Source organism: Nocardia speluncae NBRC 108251 (assembly GCF_001613245.1).
Taxonomy (GTDB): Bacteria; Actinomycetota; Actinomycetes; order Mycobacteriales; family Mycobacteriaceae; genus Nocardia; species Nocardia speluncae.
Window position 1 is genome coordinate 18124 of the sequence record NZ_BDBZ01000005.1, and the last position, 20906, is coordinate 39029.

General features: G+C 68.0%; 20 protein-coding genes. 12 read left to right on the plus strand and 8 right to left on the minus strand.

Going from position 1 to position 20906, the window contains the following annotated elements:
• Positions 1–56: 56 nt before the first annotated feature.
• A complete protein-coding gene (locus tag NS6_RS08150) occupies positions 57–821 on the plus strand; it encodes a sporulation protein (RefSeq protein WP_068038978.1) in 765 nt (254 codons plus the stop codon).
• A 276-nt stretch (positions 822–1097) separates the two neighbouring features.
• A complete protein-coding gene (locus NS6_RS08155) occupies positions 1098–2375 on the plus strand; it encodes an FAD-binding oxidoreductase (RefSeq protein WP_068038981.1) in 1278 nt (425 codons plus the stop codon).
• 175 nt (positions 2376–2550) lie between these two features.
• Here the strand turns inward: NS6_RS08155 and NS6_RS08160 are convergent, their stop codons facing one another.
• Complete coding sequence (locus NS6_RS08160) at positions 2551–2967, minus strand: cytochrome c oxidase subunit 4 (RefSeq protein ID WP_068038984.1); 417 nt, start codon at positions 2965–2967, stop codon at positions 2551–2553.
• 13 nt (positions 2968–2980) lie between these two features.
• Positions 2981–3967, minus strand: a complete 987-nt coding sequence (ctaC, locus tag NS6_RS08165; RefSeq protein ID WP_245669194.1) for an aa3-type cytochrome oxidase subunit II — start codon at positions 3965–3967, stop codon at positions 2981–2983.
• 441 nt (positions 3968–4408) lie between these two features.
• On the opposite strand from ctaC, the gene asnB reads away from it, so the two are divergent.
• Positions 4409–6352, plus strand: a complete 1944-nt coding sequence (asnB, locus tag NS6_RS08170) for an asparagine synthase (glutamine-hydrolyzing) (RefSeq protein ID WP_068038987.1) — start codon at positions 4409–4411, stop codon at positions 6350–6352.
• Between the two features lie 161 nt (positions 6353–6513).
• Here asnB and NS6_RS08175 read toward each other — a convergent pair whose 3' ends face one another.
• Together NS6_RS08175 and NS6_RS08180 are read right to left on the minus strand one after the other, a co-directional pair.
• Positions 6514–7485: a carbohydrate kinase family protein gene (locus NS6_RS08175; RefSeq protein ID WP_068038991.1), complete on the minus strand. Its 972-nt coding sequence runs from the start codon at positions 7483–7485 to the stop codon at positions 6514–6516.
• 198 nt (positions 7486–7683) lie between these two features.
• Positions 7684–8040, minus strand: coding sequence for a HesB/IscA family protein (locus NS6_RS08180; protein ID WP_068038994.1), 357 nt, complete (start codon positions 8038–8040; stop codon positions 7684–7686).
• Between the two features lie 249 nt (positions 8041–8289).
• On the opposite strand from NS6_RS08180, the gene NS6_RS08185 reads away from it, so the two are divergent.
• From NS6_RS08185 to NS6_RS08215, 6 genes are all read left to right on the plus strand, one after another.
• On the plus strand, positions 8290–8958 hold the full coding sequence (locus tag NS6_RS08185) for a DUF3043 domain-containing protein (RefSeq protein ID WP_068038997.1): 669 nt from the start codon (positions 8290–8292) through the stop codon (positions 8956–8958).
• 258 nt (positions 8959–9216) lie between these two features.
• Entirely contained in the window at positions 9217–9849 is a 633-nt protein-coding gene (locus NS6_RS08190) for a maleylpyruvate isomerase family mycothiol-dependent enzyme (RefSeq protein ID WP_068038999.1), read from the plus strand.
• A gap of 416 nt (positions 9850–10265) precedes the next feature.
• Entirely contained in the window at positions 10266–11354 is a 1089-nt protein-coding gene (gene cobT / locus NS6_RS08200) for a nicotinate-nucleotide--dimethylbenzimidazole phosphoribosyltransferase (protein WP_068039004.1), read from the plus strand.
• Between the two features lie 25 nt (positions 11355–11379).
• On the plus strand, positions 11380–12126 hold the full coding sequence (locus NS6_RS08205; RefSeq protein ID WP_068039007.1) for an adenosylcobinamide-GDP ribazoletransferase: 747 nt from the start codon (positions 11380–11382) through the stop codon (positions 12124–12126).
• Between the two features lie 137 nt (positions 12127–12263).
• Positions 12264–13103: an ROK family protein gene (locus NS6_RS08210; RefSeq protein WP_068039010.1), complete on the plus strand. Its 840-nt coding sequence runs from the start codon at positions 12264–12266 to the stop codon at positions 13101–13103.
• Between the two features lie 121 nt (positions 13104–13224).
• On the plus strand, positions 13225–13938 hold the full coding sequence (locus tag NS6_RS08215) for an MBL fold metallo-hydrolase (RefSeq protein ID WP_068039013.1): 714 nt from the start codon (positions 13225–13227) through the stop codon (positions 13936–13938).
• A 60-nt stretch (positions 13939–13998) separates the two neighbouring features.
• On the opposite strand, the gene NS6_RS08220 is transcribed toward NS6_RS08215, so the two are convergent.
• From NS6_RS08220 to NS6_RS08230, 3 genes are all read right to left on the minus strand, one after another.
• Entirely contained in the window at positions 13999–15099 is a 1101-nt protein-coding gene (locus NS6_RS08220) for a branched-chain amino acid aminotransferase (protein WP_068039016.1), read from the minus strand.
• 93 nt (positions 15100–15192) lie between these two features.
• A complete protein-coding gene (gcvT, locus tag NS6_RS08225; RefSeq protein ID WP_068039018.1) occupies positions 15193–16287 on the minus strand; it encodes a glycine cleavage system aminomethyltransferase GcvT in 1095 nt (364 codons plus the stop codon).
• Between the two features lie 155 nt (positions 16288–16442).
• Positions 16443–17054, minus strand: coding sequence for a GNAT family N-acetyltransferase (locus NS6_RS08230; protein ID WP_168443513.1), 612 nt, complete (start codon positions 17052–17054; stop codon positions 16443–16445).
• 101 nt (positions 17055–17155) lie between these two features.
• Here NS6_RS08230 and NS6_RS08235 point away from each other — a divergent pair, with 101 nt between their 5' ends.
• Positions 17156–17962, plus strand: a complete 807-nt coding sequence (locus NS6_RS08235; RefSeq protein WP_245669192.1) for a TetR/AcrR family transcriptional regulator — start codon at positions 17156–17158, stop codon at positions 17960–17962.
• 10 nt (positions 17963–17972) lie between these two features.
• Positions 17973–19484 (plus strand): leucyl aminopeptidase, encoded by a 1512-nt coding sequence (locus tag NS6_RS08240; RefSeq protein ID WP_068039022.1) that lies wholly within the window; start codon positions 17973–17975, stop codon positions 19482–19484.
• Positions 19485–19618: 134 nt separating this feature from the next.
• Here NS6_RS08240 and NS6_RS08245 read toward each other — a convergent pair whose 3' ends face one another.
• Positions 19619–19972, minus strand: coding sequence for an oxidoreductase (locus NS6_RS08245; RefSeq protein WP_068039025.1), 354 nt, complete (start codon positions 19970–19972; stop codon positions 19619–19621).
• A 253-nt stretch (positions 19973–20225) separates the two neighbouring features.
• On the opposite strand from NS6_RS08245, the gene NS6_RS08250 reads away from it, so the two are divergent.
• Positions 20226–20906, plus strand: a 681-nt coding sequence (locus NS6_RS08250) for a biotin/lipoyl-containing protein (RefSeq protein WP_305778741.1), incomplete at its 3' end; no start/stop codon positions are given.

Genomic DNA, 20906 nt, shown 5'->3' on the forward strand with positions numbered 1-20906 from the left:
GACAGCCCCGGGGCGAGGAATGGATTCGCGGGCGGGGGCGAAGGGAGACGAATCGGATGTTCAAGACTCTGCTGGGTGCGCTCGGTACCAACTCCACGGAGGTGGAGACCGAACTCTTCACCCCCGGTGTGCAACCGGGGCAACCGATACAGGGGGTGATCCGGATGCGCTGCCGTGATCGGCCGGTGCGGATCAACGGGGTCGCGGTGGAGCTGATCACCCGCGCCGAACGCGAATACGACGACGGGGAACAGCTGCTCGATACGGCGTTCGCACAGCTTCCCGTATTCGGTCCGTTCGAACTGCTGCCCGGACAGCCGCTCGAGGGCCGGTTCGAACTGCTCACACCGTGGGAAACGCCGATCACTTTCTACAACGGCCGGCATCTGCCCGGGACCGCGGTGGCGGTACGCACCCGGGTCGATGTGGACGGCGGATTCGATGCCGCCGATACCGATCCCATCGGAGTCGGCGCCCTGCCCCCGCAGCATGTTCTGCTCGCGGCCGTCGAGTCCTGGGGGTTCGCGCTACGGCACGCCGATGTGGAGGTGGGCCGTGTGGACCGGATCCCGCACCAGCTGCCGTTCTTCCAGGAGATCGAATTCGGCCCCTCACCGCGCTTGCCCGGCCTGAACCAGCTCGAGGTGACCTTCCTGGCCGACCCGCACGGTATGTATGTCGTCCTGGAAGCCGACAAACGCGCCATGATGTTCGCGCCGGGCCGCGATGTACAGGACGCGATCCGAGTCGATTTCGCGTCCTTCGAGCAGGTGGACTGGGTCGAGGTGATCGGGCAGCGATTGCATCTGCTGGCCCGCTGACGGATTCGCCACGCCGGTACACCGGAGTTGTCCGGGTCGGCGCCCTACGTTCACCTACCGTCGGTCCGGGCGCGGGAGACTCACCTCGCCCGGGCCCGGCCGGGCAGTGAAATCCCCCTGGACAACGGCCGCGGAAACCGGCACCGTCCGCGGTTTCTCCCGCCCCGGTCGAGAGCGGGATAAACCCACAGGTCACAGTCCATTCGACAGGTAGGCGGGAGCAGATCTGTGATTCGATATCGCCGCGGCCGCCGCGCTGTGGTTAGCTTTCGTGCCATGAGCACGCCGCACATCGTTTCCCCCGCCGAGTACCTTCCTCGCGACACCGCGGATGTCGTTCGCACCGTGCGGAATTCCCGGAATCACGCCAGGCCGCTCACCGTTCACGGCGGCGATCCCGCCACCGAGGGCCTCACCCTGCCGGACCAGCAGGCCGTGGTCTCGCTGCGGCGGATGAACGCCATCGTCGATCTCAACCTCGGCCGCCGCACCGTCAGGGTCCAGGCGGGTGCCCGGCTGTCCGATATCGACCGCCGCCTGGCCGCGCACGGACTGGGGCTACCGGTCGTCGGCGACCACCGCGATATCACCGCCGGGGGTTTCGCCTCCGTCGGCGGCGTCAGCACCGCCTCGCACCGGTACGGGTTGTTCATCGACCGGATCGTGGACCTGGAGTACGTGGACACCGACGGCCGGATCGGTACCTGCGGGCGCACCCATCACACCGAACGTTTCCATCGCATCCTCGGTGCGGGCGGCCGGGCGGGCATCATCACCGCACTCACCCTCGACGCGGTCGAGGTCGACAAGGACAACACCTGGCTGTCCGCCGATTCGCACCGCTTCCTGGATTTCGACAGTTTCCTCGACTACGCCTACAGCGAAGTCGCCACCCCCCGCGACGCCGTCCTGCAAGTGGGCCGCTGGGTGGATACGGCGCCACTCAAGGTAACTCGCCCGGTGGGCGCCGGGCAGGTGCAGCTGGGCACAGTCCGATTCGGCCAATGGTCGAGCCTCTACCCCACCGCCCCCACCCGCTCCCTGCGTGCCCGCCGCGAGGTCGGAAGCCGGGCCCGCAAATCGCTCGGGGCCATCGCCTCCGCCAGCAGCGGTAAGGCCGGTATGCCGGTCCGCAACGCGGCGGCAGGCGCGGTGATGTTCACCCCCAAGGTGCTGACGCTGCGCGATGCCGAATACCTCGCCGATACGGTGATCAGCTCGTCGGAACGCGGGCCCGCCTACCGGGTCGGAGTTTTCGCCCCGCTGTCGAACTACACGTCGGTCTTCTACCGTCTGCACGATCTGTTCAGCGGGCACCGGGAGCGCACCGGCTGCTTCACCGTCATCTCCGCCATGACCTACGGGGTGCGGTCGGACTATCTGCGCGCAGAATCCGCGGCCCACAGCCTGCCTTCGGCCGACCACGGGCTGATCACCTTCACCTGCCGGCTGCGACCGCACTCGCTTCCCTCGGAGCAGCTGCGGGATATCGTCACCGGTATCGATGAGATCTGCCGTTCGGAGAACAGCATCAGGTACGAATCGGTGGATTGAGTACGGAGGCACGGGGACAGGTCTCGTTCACCCGGGTCTCGGCTCAGACCATCCGGAGAAGTACCGGTATCCCGTAGCCGCAGGCTCGGATACCGGGGCCGCCCGACACAAAAACCCCGCTGTCCGTTCGGGCAGCGGGGTTTTTCGTTCTTGTGCCGGTAGGTGGCGCCTGAACTCAGTGCTTCTCGGGGCCCAGGTAGTACTCGAAGACCAGGCCACCGGCGGCTACGAGGATCAGGATCACACCGAGGACGAACAGCCAGGGCTCGAAGAAGGCGAAGCCCACGGCGGTGACCGAGGCGGCGCCGGCGAGCAGGATCGGCCAGGGGCTACCGGGTGAGAAGAACCCGAGGTCGCCCGCGCCGTCCACGATTTCCGCGTCCTCGTAGTCCTCGGGACGCAGGTCGAGACGGCGCGCCACGAAACGGAAGTAGGTGCCGATGATCAGCGACAGCCCGGCGGTCAGGACGATCGCCGTGGTGCCGGCCCATTCGATACCGGTGCGCGATTGCGCAGTGAAGAAGCCGTAGATGACGCCCACGATGATGAAGAACACCGTGAGCAGTTCGAACAGCCGTGCTTCGATCCTCATCGGAGATCAGTCCTCACTTGCTCTCGGTGGTATCGGTTTTGACCGTGCGATCGGTGTTGAACGGCTGGGTGGAGGTGGCCACCGGCGATTCACCGATGGAGTCCAGGGCCGCAGCGTTGGTCATACCTGATTCCCGGGCCTTGATGTAGCTCTCGAACTTCTCCGGAGTCACCGCCCGGACCTCGAAGTTCATCATCGAGTGGAAGGTGCCGCACATCTCCGCGCAACGGCCCACGAATGCGCCTTCACGATCGATCTCACTGATCTGGAAGACGTTGTCGGAGTTGTTCTCCTTCGGGTTCGGCATCACGTCCCGTTTGAACAGGAACTCCGGAACCCAGAACGCGTGGATGACGTCGGCGGCGGCGAGCTGGAACTCGATCACCTTGCCGGTGGGCAGCACCAGGATGGGTACCTCGGTGCTGGTACCGACCGTTTCGATCTTGTTGTAGTGCAGGAACGACAGGATGTCGTTCTCCGGACGGCCGTGCACGGGGCCGGGCTGCTCGCGACCGTGCTCGTTCGTCTGCTCGGCGTATCCCTGCAACTGCTCCTGGTTGGCATCCTCACGCACGGTGTCGACACCGTTGTAGGTGAAGCCGTTCTTCAGATCGACGTCGCGGTAACCGAACTTCCAGTTCCACTGGAAGGCGGTCACGTCGACGACCACATCGGGATTGTCGACCTTCTCGTGCACGTAGTTCTGCACGACCACGGTGAAGTAGAACAGCACCGCGATGATGACGAAGGGGATCGCCGTATAGCTCAGTTCGAGCGGCACGTTGTAACCGGTCTGCCGCGGGAACTCCGGCGAGTCCTTCTTCTTGCGGTGGAAGATGACGGTCCAGAAGGTCAGACCCCAGACCAGCACACCCATGATCAGGGCGGCCACGACCGACCACGTCCACAGTTCCCGCATCCGGTGCGCCTGCGGGGTGACACCCGAGGGCCAGCCGAACCGCAACCACACATTGTCGATCGAGCAGCCGGAGACGAGCATCGCGGTGATCCCGAGGGATACCGCCAGTCCGGCCCGCCGCAGGACACTTCCCCGCCGCCGGGCAGGCCGTGCCCCGATCTCGTCGCTCGCCTTGTGCGCCACGCTCACGCCTTCCTGGTCGCCACACATTCCGACATCGCATCACCGGTGGCGGGACGCCTCCGGCGATACAGACAAACAGCTCATCGGGCTTCCCGGGCAGCGCCGCGTACCACGCGGGACCACCCGGCACAGTCCGAGTACTACGCAGCGTAGACCAAACACGCGCCCGGTACGCCGTCGGGTCGGCTTCGACACTCCGCGCGACAGCGTAGCCGCAGAACGGAGGTGTATCGCACGGGAAATCCGGGCGTGCGGCATACTCGGACACTAGCTTTCGCCCGCCGCGCCCGCATCCCTCGGCGCGGACCCCCGACCAGAGGAAACGAGGTTAGCGCCGCAGTGTGTGGACTGCTCGGATTTCTGACGTCCGATACCGCAGCGCCGAAAACAGTGGAACGGGTGTACGACGCCCTGCACTGTGTGCGGCACCGGGGGCCGGATGAGCGCGGCACCTGGCACGACGACCAGTTGATCTTCGGCTTCAACCGGCTCTCGATCATCGATATCGAACATTCGCATCAGCCGCTGCGCTGGGGGCCGGCCGACGACCCCGAGCGCTACGCGCTCACCTTCAACGGCGAGATCTACAACTATCTGGAGCTGCGCGAGGAACTGGCCCGCGAACACGCGGCCGAGTTCGGCGAGCAGCCCATGTTCGCCACCGAGGGCGACAGCGAAGCCATCGTGGCGGCATTCCACTACTGGGGCCCTGACGCGGTGCGCCGGTTACGGGGGATGTTCGCCTTCGCGATCTGGGATACGCGCAGCCGGGAACTGTTCCTCGCCCGCGACCCTTTCGGTATCAAACCGCTGTTCCTGGCCACCGGGCCCGGTGGTACAGCGTTCGGCAGCGAGAAGAAGAGCCTGCTGGAACTGCTCCCCGACCTCGGGCTCGACGAATCGCTCGACCATCGCGCACTCGAGCACTACACCGTGCTGCAGTACGTTCCGGAACCGGAAACACTGCACGCCGGCATCCGGCGGCTGGAATCGGGTAGTTACGCGGTCGTGCGGCCGGGTGAGCGTCCGGTGACGACCCGCTACTTCGTTCCGACGTTCGGGGTGCGCCCGTTCGCGGCGGGCAGCGAGGCCGCCCGGTACTCCGAGATCGCGGCAGCGCTCGAAGATTCGGTCGCCAAGCATATGCGCGCCGATGTCACCGTAGGTTCGTTCCTGTCCGGCGGTATCGACTCCACCGCCATCGCAGCGCTGGCGATGCGGCACAACCCGAATCTGATCACCTTTACCACCGGTTTCGAACGCGAGGGCTATTCCGAGGTCGATGTGGCCGCCGAGAGCGCCGCCGCGATCGGGGCCCGGCATATCGTCAAGGTGGTCTCCCCCGCCGAGTTCGCGGCCGCGATCCCGGAGATCGTCTGGTACCTCGACGATCCGGTGGCCGATCCGGCGCTGGTACCGCTGTATTTCGTGGCCAAGGAGGCCCGTAAGCACGTCAAGGTGGTGCTGTCCGGCGAAGGCGCCGACGAACTGTTCGGCGGTTACACCATCTACCGGGAGCCGCTGTCGCTGGCCCCGTTCGACAAGCTGCCGGGCGGACTGCGCCGGCTGGCCGGCAAAGTTTCCGATCTGATCCCGGAAGGTACGCGCGGCAAGAGCCTGCTGCATCGCGGGTCGCTCCCCCTGGAACAGCGCTATTACGGCAACGCCCGTAGTTTCAGCGACGCCCAGCTGCGGTCCGTACTGCGGGAATTCCGTCCGGAATGGACCCATCAGGATGTCACCGCCCCGATCTACGACCGGTCGGCGGGCTGGGATCCGGTGACGCGGATGCAACATCTCGACCTGTTCACCTGGTTGCGGGGCGACATCCTGGTCAAGGCCGACAAGGTGACCATGGCCAATTCGCTGGAACTGCGGGTGCCGTTCCTGGACACCGAAGTGTTCCGGGTGGCCGAACAGATCCCGCTGGAGCAGAAGATCACCAAGGAGACCACGAAGTACGCGCTGCGGCAGGCGCTCGAGGGCATCGTCCCCGGACATGTGCTGCACCGCGCGAAACTCGGGTTCCCGGTCCCGCTGCGGCATTGGCTGCGCGGTACCGAACTCTACGACTGGGCCCGGCAACAGATCACCGAATCGCAGACCGACCACCTGCTGGACAAGGCCGCCGTCATGGCGATGCTCGACGCGCACCGCGCCGGGGACGGCGATCACAGCCGCCGGTTGTGGACGCTGCTGGTGTTCATGATCTGGCACGGGATCTTCGTCGAGGACCGCATCAAGCCGGAGATCGCCGAACCCATCTACCCGGTGCAGGTCTGAGGGACACCTCCGGCAAACACCAGGGGCCCGGCCCCGAGACCGCGAGGGCTCCGCTCGGTGTGAACGAGCGGAGCCCTCGCGGTACTGCGTCGAAGTAGTGGTCGGCGGCCCGCATCCGAGCCGACCGGGCCTCGGTGGGCAGACGCGGCGTGCGGTACAGCTCAGCGCAGCAGCGGTTCGAGTTCTGCGGCAGCCTCTGCGCCGTAGGCCTCGCCGAGCCGTTTCAGGGCGGCGTCGGCGTCCAGCGTCCATTCCTGGGTGCCGACGGTCTCCAGCACCAGCACCGCGATCAGCGAACCGAGCTGGGCCGAGCGCTGCAGGCTGAGGCCGGCGGTGTGACCGGTGAGGAACCCCGCGCGGAAGGCATCACCGACGCCGGTCGGATCGACCTTGGCGGTCTCCGGTACCGCCTCGACCCGCACCTCGGTGCCGTCGGTATCGACCACCAGCACGCCGTCCTTACCGAGAGTGGTGACCCGCACTCCGACCCGGGCGGAGATCTCCTCCTCGGTGAGGCCGGTCTTCTGCTTGAGCAGGCCCCACTCGTATTCGTTGGTGAACAGGTAGGTGCAGCCCTCGATGAGTTGCACCGCCTGGTCGCCGTCGAGGCGGGCCAGCTGCTGGGAGGGGTCTGCGGCGAACGGGACGTGGAGTTCGCGGCACTCGGCGGTATTCCGCAGCATGGCCTCGGGATCGTTCGCGCCGATCAGCACCAGCTCGAGGGTGCGCTGCTCGGCGAGGGCGATCAGCGAGATATCGCTGGCCTCACTCATCGCCCCGGGGTAGAAGGAGGCGATCTGGGCCATATCCTCGTCGGTGGTGCAGACGAAGCGCGCGGTATGCGCGGTCTCGGAGACCCGGACCGCCGAACAGTCGACACCGCTGCCCTCCAGCCAGGTGCGGTACTCGTCGAAATCGCGGCCCACCGCGCCGATCAGCAGCGGTGCACGGCCGAGTAGACCCATGGCGTAGGCAATATTGCCGCCTACTCCGCCACGCCGGACGACCAGATCGTCGACGAGGAAACTCAGCGAGACATGCTCGAGCTGATCGGGCAGCAGTGCGTCGGCGAAGCGACCGGGGAAACGCATGAGATGGTCGGTCGCGACGGACGCGGATACAGCTATGGACACGTAGGTGGGCCCCTTCGGAATCAGCGCGAACAGAAAGTTAACGGGGCCTTGCCCCCGCCGAATTACCGTATCAATTGGATGGGCCTACGACTACGTGTCGTAAACGGTACTTACCCGCGCTCTCCGGAGACCCGGGCATAGGAAGGGCTCCGACCCGCCTGTGCGGGCCGAAACCCGTGCCGCCGAAGCGGCGCACACTCAGTTGAAGGAATCGCCGCAGGCGCAGGAACCGGTGGCGTTCGGGTTCTCGATGACAAAACCCTGCTTCTCGATCGTATCGACGAAATCGATCGAAGCACCGGGCACGTAGGGGGCGCTCATCCGGTCGACGGTGAGAGTGACGCCACCGAAATCGGCGGTCAGATCGCCGTCCAGGGTGCGATCGTCGAAGAAGAGCTGGTAGCGCAGCCCGGCACAGCCGCCCGGCTGCACCGCGATCCGCAGCGCGAGATCGTCGCGGCCCTCTTGATCGAGCAGCGCCTTGGCCTTACCCGCGGCTGCCTCGCTCAGCGTCACGCCGTGGGTTTCGGTGGCGGTCTCGTTCTGCACAGTCATGAACTCTCCTATGGACAGCGTGGTCGGTCCGTGAACAGCGCACGGTTCAGGGGTCAACACCCTCGGACGGGCTGCTATTCCCATCTTGCCATCTCAGGTCCCGCCCGGCACAGCACCCGGGCCCATCCGGAATCCGTATCCGGACCTTCCGCACGTGAGGACCGCCACGACCGAGCCGGGCGGTGACTGTTCCCACGCGGCAACCGCCCGGCTTCCAGGCCGGTCAGCGGACCGATTAGCCTGGTTACCGTGAAGTTGTTCCGACGCGGTGAGCCCAGCGGTACCGACGTGCCCGCCGACAGCTCGCGGGCCGCGACCGTCACCGAGGCCGACGCGGGCCCGGCGAAAGCAGCCCCCACCGCGGGTAAGGGCCGGCCTACACCGAGCCGGCGCGAGGCCGAGGGCCGACGGCGGGGCCCCGTCGCGCCACCACCGATGACCACGAAGGAAGCCCGCGCCCGGCGCAAGGAGACCCGCGGCACCAAAGCGGACCGCAAGGCCGCCGCCGCAGATCGCAAAGCCGCCGCGCAGGATCGCCGCGCCCGGATGCTCGCCGGCGAGGACAAATACCTGCTGCCGCGCGACCAGGGGGAGCTCCGCGCTTACGTGCGCGATATCGTCGACGCCCGCCGCAATCTGGTCGGGTTGTTCATGCCGATGGCACTGCTGCTGATCCTGTCCATGTTCGCCGCCCCGGCATGGCAGTCCATCGTCACTCTGGCGATGCTCGTGATGATGGCGTTCATGATCGCCGAGGGATTCCTGCTCGGCCGGATCGTGAACCGGCGGGTCCGGGAACGTTTCCCCAAGAGCACCGATACCGGTTACCGGCTGGGCTGGTACGCGTTCGTGCGCGCCTCACAGATGCGGAAGATGCGCGCACCGAAACCACGTGTCGGTCCCGGCGACGCGATCTGACCGGCCGGTGGCGCCACCCACCCCCGCGGCCCGTCCGGCCGGTGGCGGGTTGCGCACGCTGATGCCCGGTGGGCTGCGGGTACGCGCGAAATACGCCCGGTAACCCACAAATCAGCGGCACGCGGCCGGTCGGCTGTCCGGTTTCCGGAATGTCGCGCAGTGCGCTCGGCGGTGCTGGTTGCTCCCGAGGCGCCACACCGACCACTGCGGCCGCCCGCTGTGTCACAGGACCGTGCTTCGATATGCGTCGTGGAGGACATGCCGCGTGCCGATATCTGGGCTGCGATACACCGGGAACGGGCCGCATTGGCCGACGAACTCGCCGAGCTGACACCGGATCAGTGGGCCACCCGTTCATTGTGCGGGCAGTGGACGGTCGAGGAAGTCGTCGCACATCTGACCGCCGCGGCGAGCACCGGCCGGTGGCGGTGGATCCGCAGTATGGCAGGCGCACGTTTCGATGCCGACCTGCACAATCAGCGACGGATGCTGGAGTATCGCGGGGCCGGTCCCGACGAGACGCTGGCCCGCTTCCGGGCAGTGGTCACGAATACAACCGCTCCGTCCGGCCACACCCCCGCATGGCTCGGCGAGGTCGTGGTGCACGGCCAGGACATCCGCCGGCCGCTCGGGCTGTTCGCGACTCCGGAGCTCACCGCGGTCACCGAGGTCGCCCGGTTCTTCGCGGAACGCGATTTCACCGTGGCAGGCCGCACGGTCCGCGCGGGTTTCCACCTCGTCGCCACCGACGGACCGTTCGATATCGGCACGGGCCCGGAGGTCCGCGGCAGCACGCTGGCGCTGGTCATGACGATGGCCGGCCGCACCGATTACTGTGACGACCTGACCGGGCCGGGTGTGCCCGCGTTGCGATCCCGGAGCGCGGGCTGACACCGCCGCCCGGTCCCACGGCAGGTGCAGGACTCCCGGCCGGCACCCGCGCACGCAGGGGCCGCCGCGGACACGATGTGCGGCCCCCTGCGGGACCGGCCCGAACCCGGCCGGAAGGCCCCCGCGCCGGCCGTAGGTACCACCGCCGAGGCCGATCTTGTCGCGCATCGGCACGTGACCGCCGACCGAGTACGGCACCACACCGTCGAGCGCGGACTCTGCGGCTGTGGGCAGGGGCCGTCCGGTCGCACCGGTGCCGGAACGCCGGACGCTCGCTGACAGCCGGGTGCCTCGCGCGGTTTCCGGGGCGGGCGGGCAATATTGTCGGGAGACCGGCCGCCGCGGCCGGGGCCCGGCCACCGGTCCCCGGTGCGGTGAGCCCGGTGTGACAGCTACCCGACCGGAAGGCTCCACCAGTGTCAGAGGGATTCGCACCCGTTGCTCCGCCGGATGCCGGCGCCCGCGCGGCGGCCGAGCAGCGGCAGGCGTCGCTGACCAAACCGCCGGGGTCGCTGGGGCGGCTGGAGGAGCTGGGCAACTGGGTCGCTGCCTGCCAAGGGGTGTGCCCGCCGCGGCAGTTCGAGCGGGCCCGGGTGGTGGTGTTCGCGGGTGACCACGGTGTTGCCGCGCACGGTGTTTCGGCGTTTCCGAGCGAGGTCACCGCGCAGATGGTGGCCAATTTCCAGGCCGGTGGGGCGGCGGTCAACGCGCTGGCCCGAGTGGCCGATGCCGGCGTGCGGGTGGTGGATATCGCGGTCGCCGCCGATACCGACCCGACGCTGAGCGCGCACAAGATCCGCTGGTCCAGCGGCGCCATCGACCGGGCGGATGCGCTGACCACAGCGGAAGTCGCGTCCGCACTCGCCGCGGGCCGGGCCATCGCGGACGAGGAGATCGATGCGGGCGCCGATCTACTCGTCGCCGGCGATATGGGGATCGGCAACACCACACCGGCGACCGTCCTGATCGCGACCCTCACCGGCACCGAACCGGTCAAAGCGGTCGGCCGCGGTACCGGCGTCGACGATCACGGCTGGATGCGCAAGGTGGCGGCTGTCCGGGACGCCATGTGGCGGGCAAGGCCCGCGGCTCGTGACGGGGTCGAATTGCTGCGAGTGGCCGGCGGCGCCGATATCGCGGCGATGACCGGGTTCCTTGCGCAGGCGGCGGCCCGGCGCACGCCGGTCCTGCTGGACGGGGTGATCGTCACGGCTGCTGCCCTGGTGGCCGAGGATCTGGCGGCGGGTGCCTCGGCCTGGTGGGTGGCCGCGCACCGTTCCACCGAACCCGCGCACACTGCCGCGCTGACCAAGCTGAAGCTGGACCCGGTCCTGGGCCTCGATATGCGGCTCGGGGAGGGGTCCGGCGCGCTGACGGCGCTGCCCGTGCTGCGTTCGGCCGTGGCGGTGCTCGCCGAGATGGCGACCTTCGCCGACGCCGGGGTGAGCACGGCCGCCGCTCCCACCGGCGCAGCCGGGACGTCCACCATCGATATGCGGAAGTGACGGCACCCGTCACGGAGAACGCGTTGTGCTGACTCTCCGGCTCACTTTCTCCTGGCTCACCGTGCTACCCGTCCGCGGCCCGGACGAGGTCGACCGCCGCGCGGCCGCCCGCGCGATCGCGCTGGCACCGGTCGCCGGTGTTGTGCTCGGGCTCGCGGCAGCGGCGGTGCTGTGGCTACTGGAACCAGCGGGTACCGCGGCCGGATTCGCCGCGGTCGCGGTACTGGCGCTGCTGACCCGGGGAATGCATCTCGACGGACTGGCCGACACTTTCGACGGCCTCGGTGTGTACGGTCCGCCGGAACGCGCACGCGAGGTCATGAAAAGCGGCGGAGCCGGGCCGTTCGGGGTGGCCGCCATCGTCCTGACCGCCGGTATCCAGGCCGGTGCGTTCACAATCCTCGCCGGTGCCGGGAACTGGTACGCGGCGGTCCTGGCGGTAACGCTGGGCCGGGTGGCGGTCGTGGCCGCGTGCCGCCGCGGTATCGAACCCGCGCCCGATACCCGGTTCGGCGCGCTGGTCGCGGGAACACAGTCGCCGGTCACAGTCACAGCGTGGACAGTGGTGGCCGCCGCGGCAGCCGTGTTCGCGGTGCCCGGACTCGCCTGGTCCGGGCCGCTGGTCGCAGTACTGGCCCTGATGGCATCTGTCCGGCTGGTCGACCACGGTATCCGCCGCCTCGGCGGCCTCTCGGGCGACCTGCTCGGTACCGCAGTGGAACTCGCGACGACGCTGGCCGCACTGGGGTTCGCGGCCGCGAACGCTGCCTGACTTCCTGCCCCGGGCATTTCGCGATCGGCACAACGTGCGTTGTCGCCGCCTCAGCCGTGGGAATCCGGCCGGTCCGGTGGCGGGTGTCCACTCCGTACGCTCTCGGCAGAGAAGCGCGGCACGATAAGGAGTCAACAATGTCGTCGCACCCCGCTGTCCTCGTCGATAACGGCGGCTCCGGCACGCGATTCGCGCTGGCGACCGGCGGCGAACTCGACCTCGAGCCGCCGGTGCAATTGAGTGACTACCAGCATCTCGTCCGCGCAATACGAGATCGCTGCCGTCGGCCGACGGTGGTCGGGATTTCGATGGCCGGCATCGTCGACAGCGAAAAAGGCTACGTGCGGCTCTGCCGCCACTGGCCTTGGGCGGAAGGCGATCTCCGCCGCAGACTACAGAACGACCTCAACTGCCCGGTCGTCATCATGAACGACGGAGAGGCGCACGGTTACGCGATGCTCCGGACGCCGGCAGTGGAATTCGGGGCCGTTTCGATCTCTTTGGGTACGTCGGTCGGCGTCGGAATCATCGACGCCGACCGGCACGTCGTCCGCCCGCTCACCGGGGAGAACTGGGAACTCGGGCACTGGCCGCTGCATACGCAGGCATCGAATCGCAGCGTGTGGTGGGCACTCGGCAGTCCTGGTCTGGCCGAGTTGGAGACCCGCCGGGGTGATCGAGCCGGCAAGAAGCACTTCGGTTATCGACTCGGCGCGTTCATCACACAGTTGACAGGTGTGTTCCAGATGCGGTCGGTCGTTCTGTCGGGTGGCCTGGCACAGTCGTGCTGGCCGTACATGCGGCCGGCACTACTTGCCGAACTATCGAACCTCCCGAGCGACTTCGGTCGACCGGAGATCATCCTCTCGCCGCACGCGGAGGCCGCACTCGTCGGACTCGCACACGCGCTCGGCGTAGTGCTGGAACCCGCCCCGTCCACCGAAGCTCATCTGCTTGCGACGGGAGTGCCCGACTGACGTCTTCCGGGGTGGCTCAGACACGTGGTGCGCCACAATGCGGACCCAGTCTGATGTCACCCGCCTCAATATTGCGAACGCAGCGTCTCACCGCCACGTCACTGCCCATAAGGTGGAAGGTATGTCAGCCGAGCGCCTCTACTTCCGTCAACTGCTCGCAGGCCGGGATTTCGCCGTGGGCGACCCGATCGCCACGCAGATGCGTAATTTCGCCTATCTGATCGGCGACCGGGACACCGGTGAATGCGTCGTCGTGGACCCGGCCTACGCCGCGGGCGATCTGGCCGGTATCGCCGAGAACGACGGACTGAAACTGTCCGGTGTACTGGTCACCCACCACCATCCCGACCATATCGGCGGCTCGATGATGGGTTTCACGCTGCGCGGCGTGAAGGAACTACTCGAAGAAGCCACCGTCCCGGTTCATGTGAACGACGAGGAGAAATCCTGGGTCGCGAATGTCACCGGGATCGCGCCCAGCGAACTGACCGGGCACGGGCACGGCGACAAACTGAGTGTCGGTGTCTTCGATATCGAATTCCTGCACACCCCGGGGCATACTCCCGGTAGCCAGTGCTTCCTCGTGGACGACAAACTCATCGCCGGGGACACGCTGTTCATCGACGGCTGCGGTCGCACCGATTTCCCGGGCGGGGATTCCGCGGCCATGTTCGCCAGCCTGCGGTCGCTGGCGGATATGCCGATCAACCCGGAGGTGTACCCGGGGCACTGGTATTCCGCCGACCCGCACGCGTCGCTGGACTCGATCCGCGACAACAACTATGTGCTGCGCCCGCGATCACTGGCCGAATGGCACGCCCTCATGCCGGGCTGATCCGCGTCCGGGTGCCGGACGCCGATCCGGTACCCGGTGACAACGGGATGTATCGGGGGGTCAGAGCACCCGCATCCACTGGTGCACATCGGCGAAGGTGCCGCGCTGGATTCCGGTCAGAGTGTCGCGCAGCGCCATGGTCACCTCACCGGGTTCGCCACCGCCGATCGCGAATTCGCCGTCCGGCCCGCATACCGAGCCGACCGGCGTGATCACGGCCGCGGTACCGCACGCGAACACCTCCGTGATTTCACCGGATTCCGCGCCCGCACGCCAATCCTCCACCGAAATCTTGCGTTCCGTGACCGGATAGCCGGAATCGGCGGCCAGGGTGAGCAGCGAATCGCGGGTGATTCCCGGCAGTAGCGACCCGGACAGTTCGGGGGTCACCAGGCGGGCATCGGCACCGGAGCCGTACACGAAGAACAGGTTGTTGGTCCCCATCTCCTCGACGTAGCGGCGTTCGACGGCATCCAGCCACACCACCTGATCGCAGCCCTTGGCCGTGGCCTCGGCCTGGGCCAGCAGCGAGGCCGCGTAGTTACCGGCGACCTTCGCCTCGCCGGTACCGCCGGGTGCGGCGCGCACGTATTCGGTGGACAGCCACACCCGCACCGGTTTCACACCACGCGGGAAGTAGGCCCCGGCCGGCGAACCGAGTAGCAGGTACTTGTAGGAGGAGGCCGGTTTCACGCCCAGACCCGATTCGGTGGCGAACATGAACGGCCGCAGATACAGCGACTCTTCGCCGCCGGCGGCGGGGACCCAGGCCGAATCGACCTCGAGCAGCTGGCGCACCGATTCGATGAACAGTTCCTCGGGTAGTTCGGCCATCGCCATCCGCCGCGCGGAACGGCGGAACCGGGCCGCGTTCGCGTCGATCCGGAAACACGCGACCTGCCCGTCCGGCTGCCGGTAGGCCTTGAGCCCTTCGAAGATGGCCTGCCCGTAGTGGAAGACCATGGTCGCCGGGTCGAGAGTCAGCGACGCGTACGGTTCGACGATCGCGTTGGTCCAGCCGTCGGCCTCGGTGTAGTCGATGGTGACCATATGGTCGGTGAAGAATCGGCCGAATCCGGGTGCCGCCAGAATCTCCTGTACCCGCTGCGCCGGGGTGGGCGCAGGATGAGGGATACGGGCGAACTGTGCAGCAGCGGTCATGACCAGCAGTCTATGTCCTGGGGTCCCGCAGAATACGCGGTGGTCGGTTGTCCGGCACCTCGAGAGCTGTTTCGCCGCGCGACACGGCTCGGATCAGCTGGTGCGCGGTTTCACGAACGGCGGCCGTACCACGGTGCAGCGCAGCGCCCGCCCGCGCACATCCACCTCGACCTCGCTACCCGGCGTGATCGCCGGGTCGAGCAGGGCCAGGGCGATCCCGATCTGCTTGGTCGGTGAGAAGGTTCCCGAGGTGGTCACCCCGGCCTCGCGGCCGTCGTGGCGCACCGTCTGGTTCTCCCGCGGGATCCCGCGGTCGAGCGCTTCGAGCCCGAGCAGGATCCGCCGCGCGCCGGCCGCTCGTTCGGCCTCCAGCGCCGCCTTGCCCCAGAAATCCGGCTTCGCCCAGCCGACCGCCCAGGACGCCCGGGCCTGGACGGGCGTGATCTCGGTGGAGAGCTCGTGCCCGTGCAGCGGATACCCCATCTCGGTACGCAACGTATCGCGTGCGCCGAGCCCGGCCACAGCGCCGCCGGCGGCCCGCACCTGTTCGACCAGGGCCCGGAACAGTTCCTCGGCGCCGGCCCAGCGCGGCAGCAGTTCGTACCCGTGTTCACCGGTGTAGCCGGTCCGGCAGACCCGGACGGGCTGTCCGTTCCAGTCGGCATCGGTGAACGCCATGAACGACAGGTCCGTGGGGAGTCCCAGCGCGTCGAGGACCTGCGTCGACTGCGGTCCCTGCACCGCGAGCACCGCGTAGTCGCGGTGCTCGTCGGTCACGGTGATCGCCGGTGGCGCGGCGGCCGCCAGCAGTTCCACCACCGTGGCCGTGTTCGCGGCGTTCGGTACCAGGAAGATCTCGTCGTCGCGGACGAAGTAGGCGATCAGATCGTCGACCACTCCCCCGTCGGTGGCGCAGCACAGGGTGTACTGGGCTCTACCCGGGCCGATCCGGCCCAGATCGTTGGTCAGCGCCGAGTTCACGAACTCCGCCGCCCCCGCCCCGCGTACCGTCGCCTTGCCGAGATGGCTCACATCGAACAGTCCCACCGATTCCCGGACCGCGGTGTGCTCGGCCACGGTGCCCGCGTAGGAGACCGGCATCTCCCAGCCGCCAAACGGCGCGAATTTCGCCCCGAGTTCGACGTGAACTCCATGGAGAGGTCCCTGTTTCAGCTCGGCGTCACTCACCCGGCGAGCTTATCCCGGCCCCGGGCGAACCCGGCGGGCCCCGCGCCCGAGTCCCGGTTTTCCCGGTAGCGGTCCCCGTCGACCGGTTCGGGGCCGGGCGCTCGGGGCCGGTGCCGTGGTCTCGACGACCGTTTCGGGCCGGGTTCCCGGGGCGCTCAGGCCTCGAACCACATCGGAATCAGAGTCGGGCCGTCTTCCGGCAAGGTGTGGGTCTCGCCGATGCGCACGAACCCCTCCCGCGCATACAGGCGCGACGACCGCTCGGTACTGGCCTCCAGATAGGCCGGCATCCCCGCTGCGGCCAGCGCACGCGTTCGGTGGCGGAGGATCGCCGCGCCGGCGCCCCGCCCCCGGAACTGCGCAACGGTGACGATCAACTCCAGATAGCGGTGCGGAAACCGCCGCGGATGTTCCCTGGCCAGCAGCTCGGTGACATAGGCGGAACGCTGCAGCGGGCGCACATCCGGCGCCCGCTCGGCATATTCACGGGCGGTAGCGGCATCGGCGATCAAGCGGTCGACCGAATCGACGGCCTGCCAGACCGAGGCCGCCCAGATCTCGCCCCCGGCACCCGCCACCCAGATCTCGTCGCCGTCGAGCCCGCGTTCGACGATCTCCGGCAGGTAGATATCGAGGAACTGGTCCATCGGGTGATCGCGCATGATCCACTCCGTCACCGCCTCATCCGGAGTCGCCTCCCGGAGCGCGGCCATCAACGCGTCGAAGTCGTTCTTTTCCGCACGCCACACAGCCAGTTCCGTACCCACGCCGCCTCCTTGTGAATGGTGTTCCTGTAGGCGAACTTATGCGTCTCACCACAGCACAACCACTATTTCGTCACGGTATTTCGTGTGTTGAAATCGAGTCCGTGACCCACTGTGCACGCTGCGGCGCGGAACTACGGCAACCGGCCCGGGGACGGCGCCGGCGGTATTGCACCCGGTCCTGCCAGGCACGCGCCTACCGCGCCCGGCAGACCGCGGCACCCGCGCGCGAACGTCCGGCGCCGCCGCGCCGCCTGTCGGCGATCGCGATCACCCGGGCGGCCGTAGAACTCGCCGACCATTCCGGTCTCGACGGCCTCACTATGCGCCGGTTGGCCGGGGAACTCGGGGTGACGACCGCGGCGCTCTACCGGTATTTCGACGATCGCGAACAGTTGCTCGCCACAATGGTCGATCTGGTTGTCGGCACACCCCCGCCACCGCCCCGCGAGTTGTCCGGGTGGCGCGCGCGCCTGCGTTACGAGGCGCACCGGGAATGGCAGCTCTACCGGCGCCACCCGTGGGTGCTGCCGGTGCTGTCGCGCCTACAGCCACCGCTCGGGCCCGGCCTGCTGGACACTCTGGAACGCACCCTGTCGGCCTTCGACGAAGTGGACCTGCCGCCCGCCGAACTGATGTCGGCCTATCTGAGTTATTCGGCACTGGTACAGGGCTTGGCCCTGCTGTGGACGTCGGAACGAATCGACCGGTTCGGCGGGCCGGGCGATACCGAGCCGGTTCCGACCGGCCTGGCCGACCTCATCGACGCGACGGCCAGGCCCACCCTGTATCGCGTATTCGATCCGCTGGCGGTGCCGCCGCCGGAACTCGACTTCGACGCGCTGCTGTCCTACGGCGTGGACATACTCCTCGACGGTGTCGCGGTACGGCAGCGGACCGCCACCGAATAGCCTGAAAGCCATGACAGCTGTCGCAGATCGTCCGCTCGGACCGGAATTGGCACGTACCCAGACCATCGAGCCCGGCACCGATGTCCTCGTCGTCGGTGTGGCCACCACCGACGACGGGCCCGCCCTGGTGCCCGAGGACCTCTTCGGCGATGTACTCGATGCCGACCTGCGCGCCCGGCTGCTCGACCAGGTGACCGCGGTCGGCGGTACCGGTAAGGCCGAACAGCTGATCCGGGTGCCCGCACCGGCCGGGCTGGACAACGTCACCAGCGTGCTGGCCGTAGGACTCGGCAGCGCCGAAGACCTCGACGCCGAGCAGATCCGCCGCAGCGCGGGTGTCGCGGCCCGCTCGCTGACCGGGGTCACACGGGCCGTCACCACCCTGTCCGGTCTCGATATCGGCGCGGCCGTGGAAGGTTTCTATCTCGGCGCTTACTCCTTCACCCCGTTCCGGTCCGCGAAATCCGCGCCGAAACCGGAGGCCGCAGCGCTCGCCCGCATGGAACTCCTCGTCCCCGAACCGGATTTCGGCGGTGACGCACTGCTGCACGCACAGCTGACAGCCGAGGCCGTCGCCACCGCGCGCGATTTCGTGAACACCCCGCCGAGCCACCTCTACCCGGCCGAGTTCGCGCGCCGCACCGAACTGCTCGCCGAGGGCGCCGGGCTCGAGGTCGAAGTACTCGACGAGCAGGCGCTGGAAGCCGGCGGTTACGGCGGCGTGGTGGGCGTCGGTAAGGGGTCCTCCCGGCCGCCGCGACTGGTACGGCTCACCTACCGGGGCGGCGACAAGAAGGTCGCGCTGGTGGGCAAGGGCATCACCTTCGACACCGGCGGTATCTCCATCAAACCGGCCGCGAACATGGAGAACATGACCTCGGATATGGCCGGGGCGGCGGCGGTCGTGGCAACGACCCTGCTGGCGGCGCGGCTCGGCCTGCCGATCACCGTCATCGCGACCGTGCCGATGGCCGAGAACATGCCCTCGGACACCGCACAGCGGCCCGGCGATGTGCTCACCCAGTACGGCGGCACCACGATCGAGGTCACCAACACCGACGCCGAGGGCCGGCTCATCCTGGCCGACGCCATGGTCCGCGCCGGCGAGGACGATCCGCAGTACCTGATCGACGTTGCCACACTCACCGGCGCGCAGATGGTCGCATTGGGCACCCGGACTCCGGGTGTCATGGGCACCGACGATTTCCGCGACCGCGTCGCCCGCATCTCCCGTGCGGTCGGCGAACACGGCTGGCCGATGCCGCTGCCCAAGGAACTGCGCGCCGACCTCGACTCCAAGGTCGCCGATATGGTGAATGCGACTTCGCACCGCTGGGGCGGAATGCTGGTGGCCGCCACCTACCTGAAGGAATTCGTGCCGGAGGGCGTCCAGTGGGCGCATATCGATATCGCGGGTCCGTCGTACAACACCGGCGGGCCGTTCGGCTATATCGGCAAGGGCGGTACGGGCGTCCCGGTCCGCACGCTCATCGCGGTCCTCGAGGACATCGCCGCCGAATAGGTCACCTGTCGCCGGCAGGTGACGAAACCGGGTCCGGCACCGTCCTCGAGCGGTGCCGGACCCATCGCAGCAGCACCATCCGGCCGGACCGGCGCCGTGCGGCCCGGATCACCGGGTGCGCTCGCGGCAGCCGGTCAGTCCTCGCCGAGTTCGCGTTCGATCGCATGTTTGCGTTCGATCCGGCGGCGGGCATCGTAGTCGCGCATCCGTTGCGGATAGCCGGTCTTACCGACGTCGTACACCGGGATACGCAGATCGCGGGCGAGTCGCCGGGCGCCACGTTCGCCGACGATCCGCCGGGTCCACTCCCCATCCGCGGCGACCAGTACCACGGTGACATCGGTCACAGTTGTTTTCGGCTCGACGAATCCCTCCACTCCGGTATGGGTACGCACCCAGTCCGCCAGATACGCGGCCTCGGGCGAGCGACCGCGGGAAACACGGCCACGCCCAGGTGCGACGCGACGGAACCTATCGAGTAAGCCCACCGTGGCCGACCTCCTGCTCGGTACCGAACCCGCCTTACAGGGCGGTGATTCCATGGTGCCGGATAACAGAATGGGATGCCCTCCGGTAACCGCACGCGGCGACGAGTGCAAGGATGGTTCCCGGAACAACAACCACACGGATCTCCGGCGCCGAGCAGAATGAACGTCGGCTGGAAGACTGTCGCGACCCGCGACGGGATCCACCGGAACGAACTGTTGTAGACCCGTCGAGCAGTTAGAGGAGTCAACGGACATGGCCTTCTCCGTCCAGATGCCCGCTCTTGGTGAGAGCGTTACCGAGGGAACGGTGACACGGTGGCTGAAACAGGAAGGAGACACGGTCGAGGTCGACGAGCCGCTGCTCGAGGTCTCCACCGATAAGGTCGACACCGAGATCCCGTCCCCCGCGGCGGGTGTGTTGACGAAAATCGTGGCGCAGGAAGACGACACCGTCGAGGTGGGTGGCGAACTGGGTGTTATCGGTGAGGCCGGCGAATCCGCCGCCCCCGCGCCGGCTCCGGAGCCGGCTGCCGCCGAACCCGAGCCCACCCCCGCACCCGCACCCGCTCAGGAAGCCGCGCCCGCACCGGCTGCACAGCCTGCGGCGGCGTCCGCGTCCGGCTCGGCCTCCGGGACCCCGGTGACGATGCCGGAACTCGGCGAATCGGTTACCGAGGGCACCGTGACCCGGTGGCTCAAGGCGATCGGTGACGAGATCGCGGTAGACGAACCGCTGCTCGAGGTGTCCACCGACAAGGTCGACACCGAGATCCCCTCGCCTGTGGCAGGCACGCTGCTCGAGATCACCGCGAACGAAGACGATGTAGTGGAGGTCGGCGGTCAGCTCGGTGTGATCGGCTCCGGCGCACCCGCCGCCAGCTCGGCACCCGAACCCGCTCCTGCACCCGCTCCAGCTCCAGCTCCGGCACCGGCA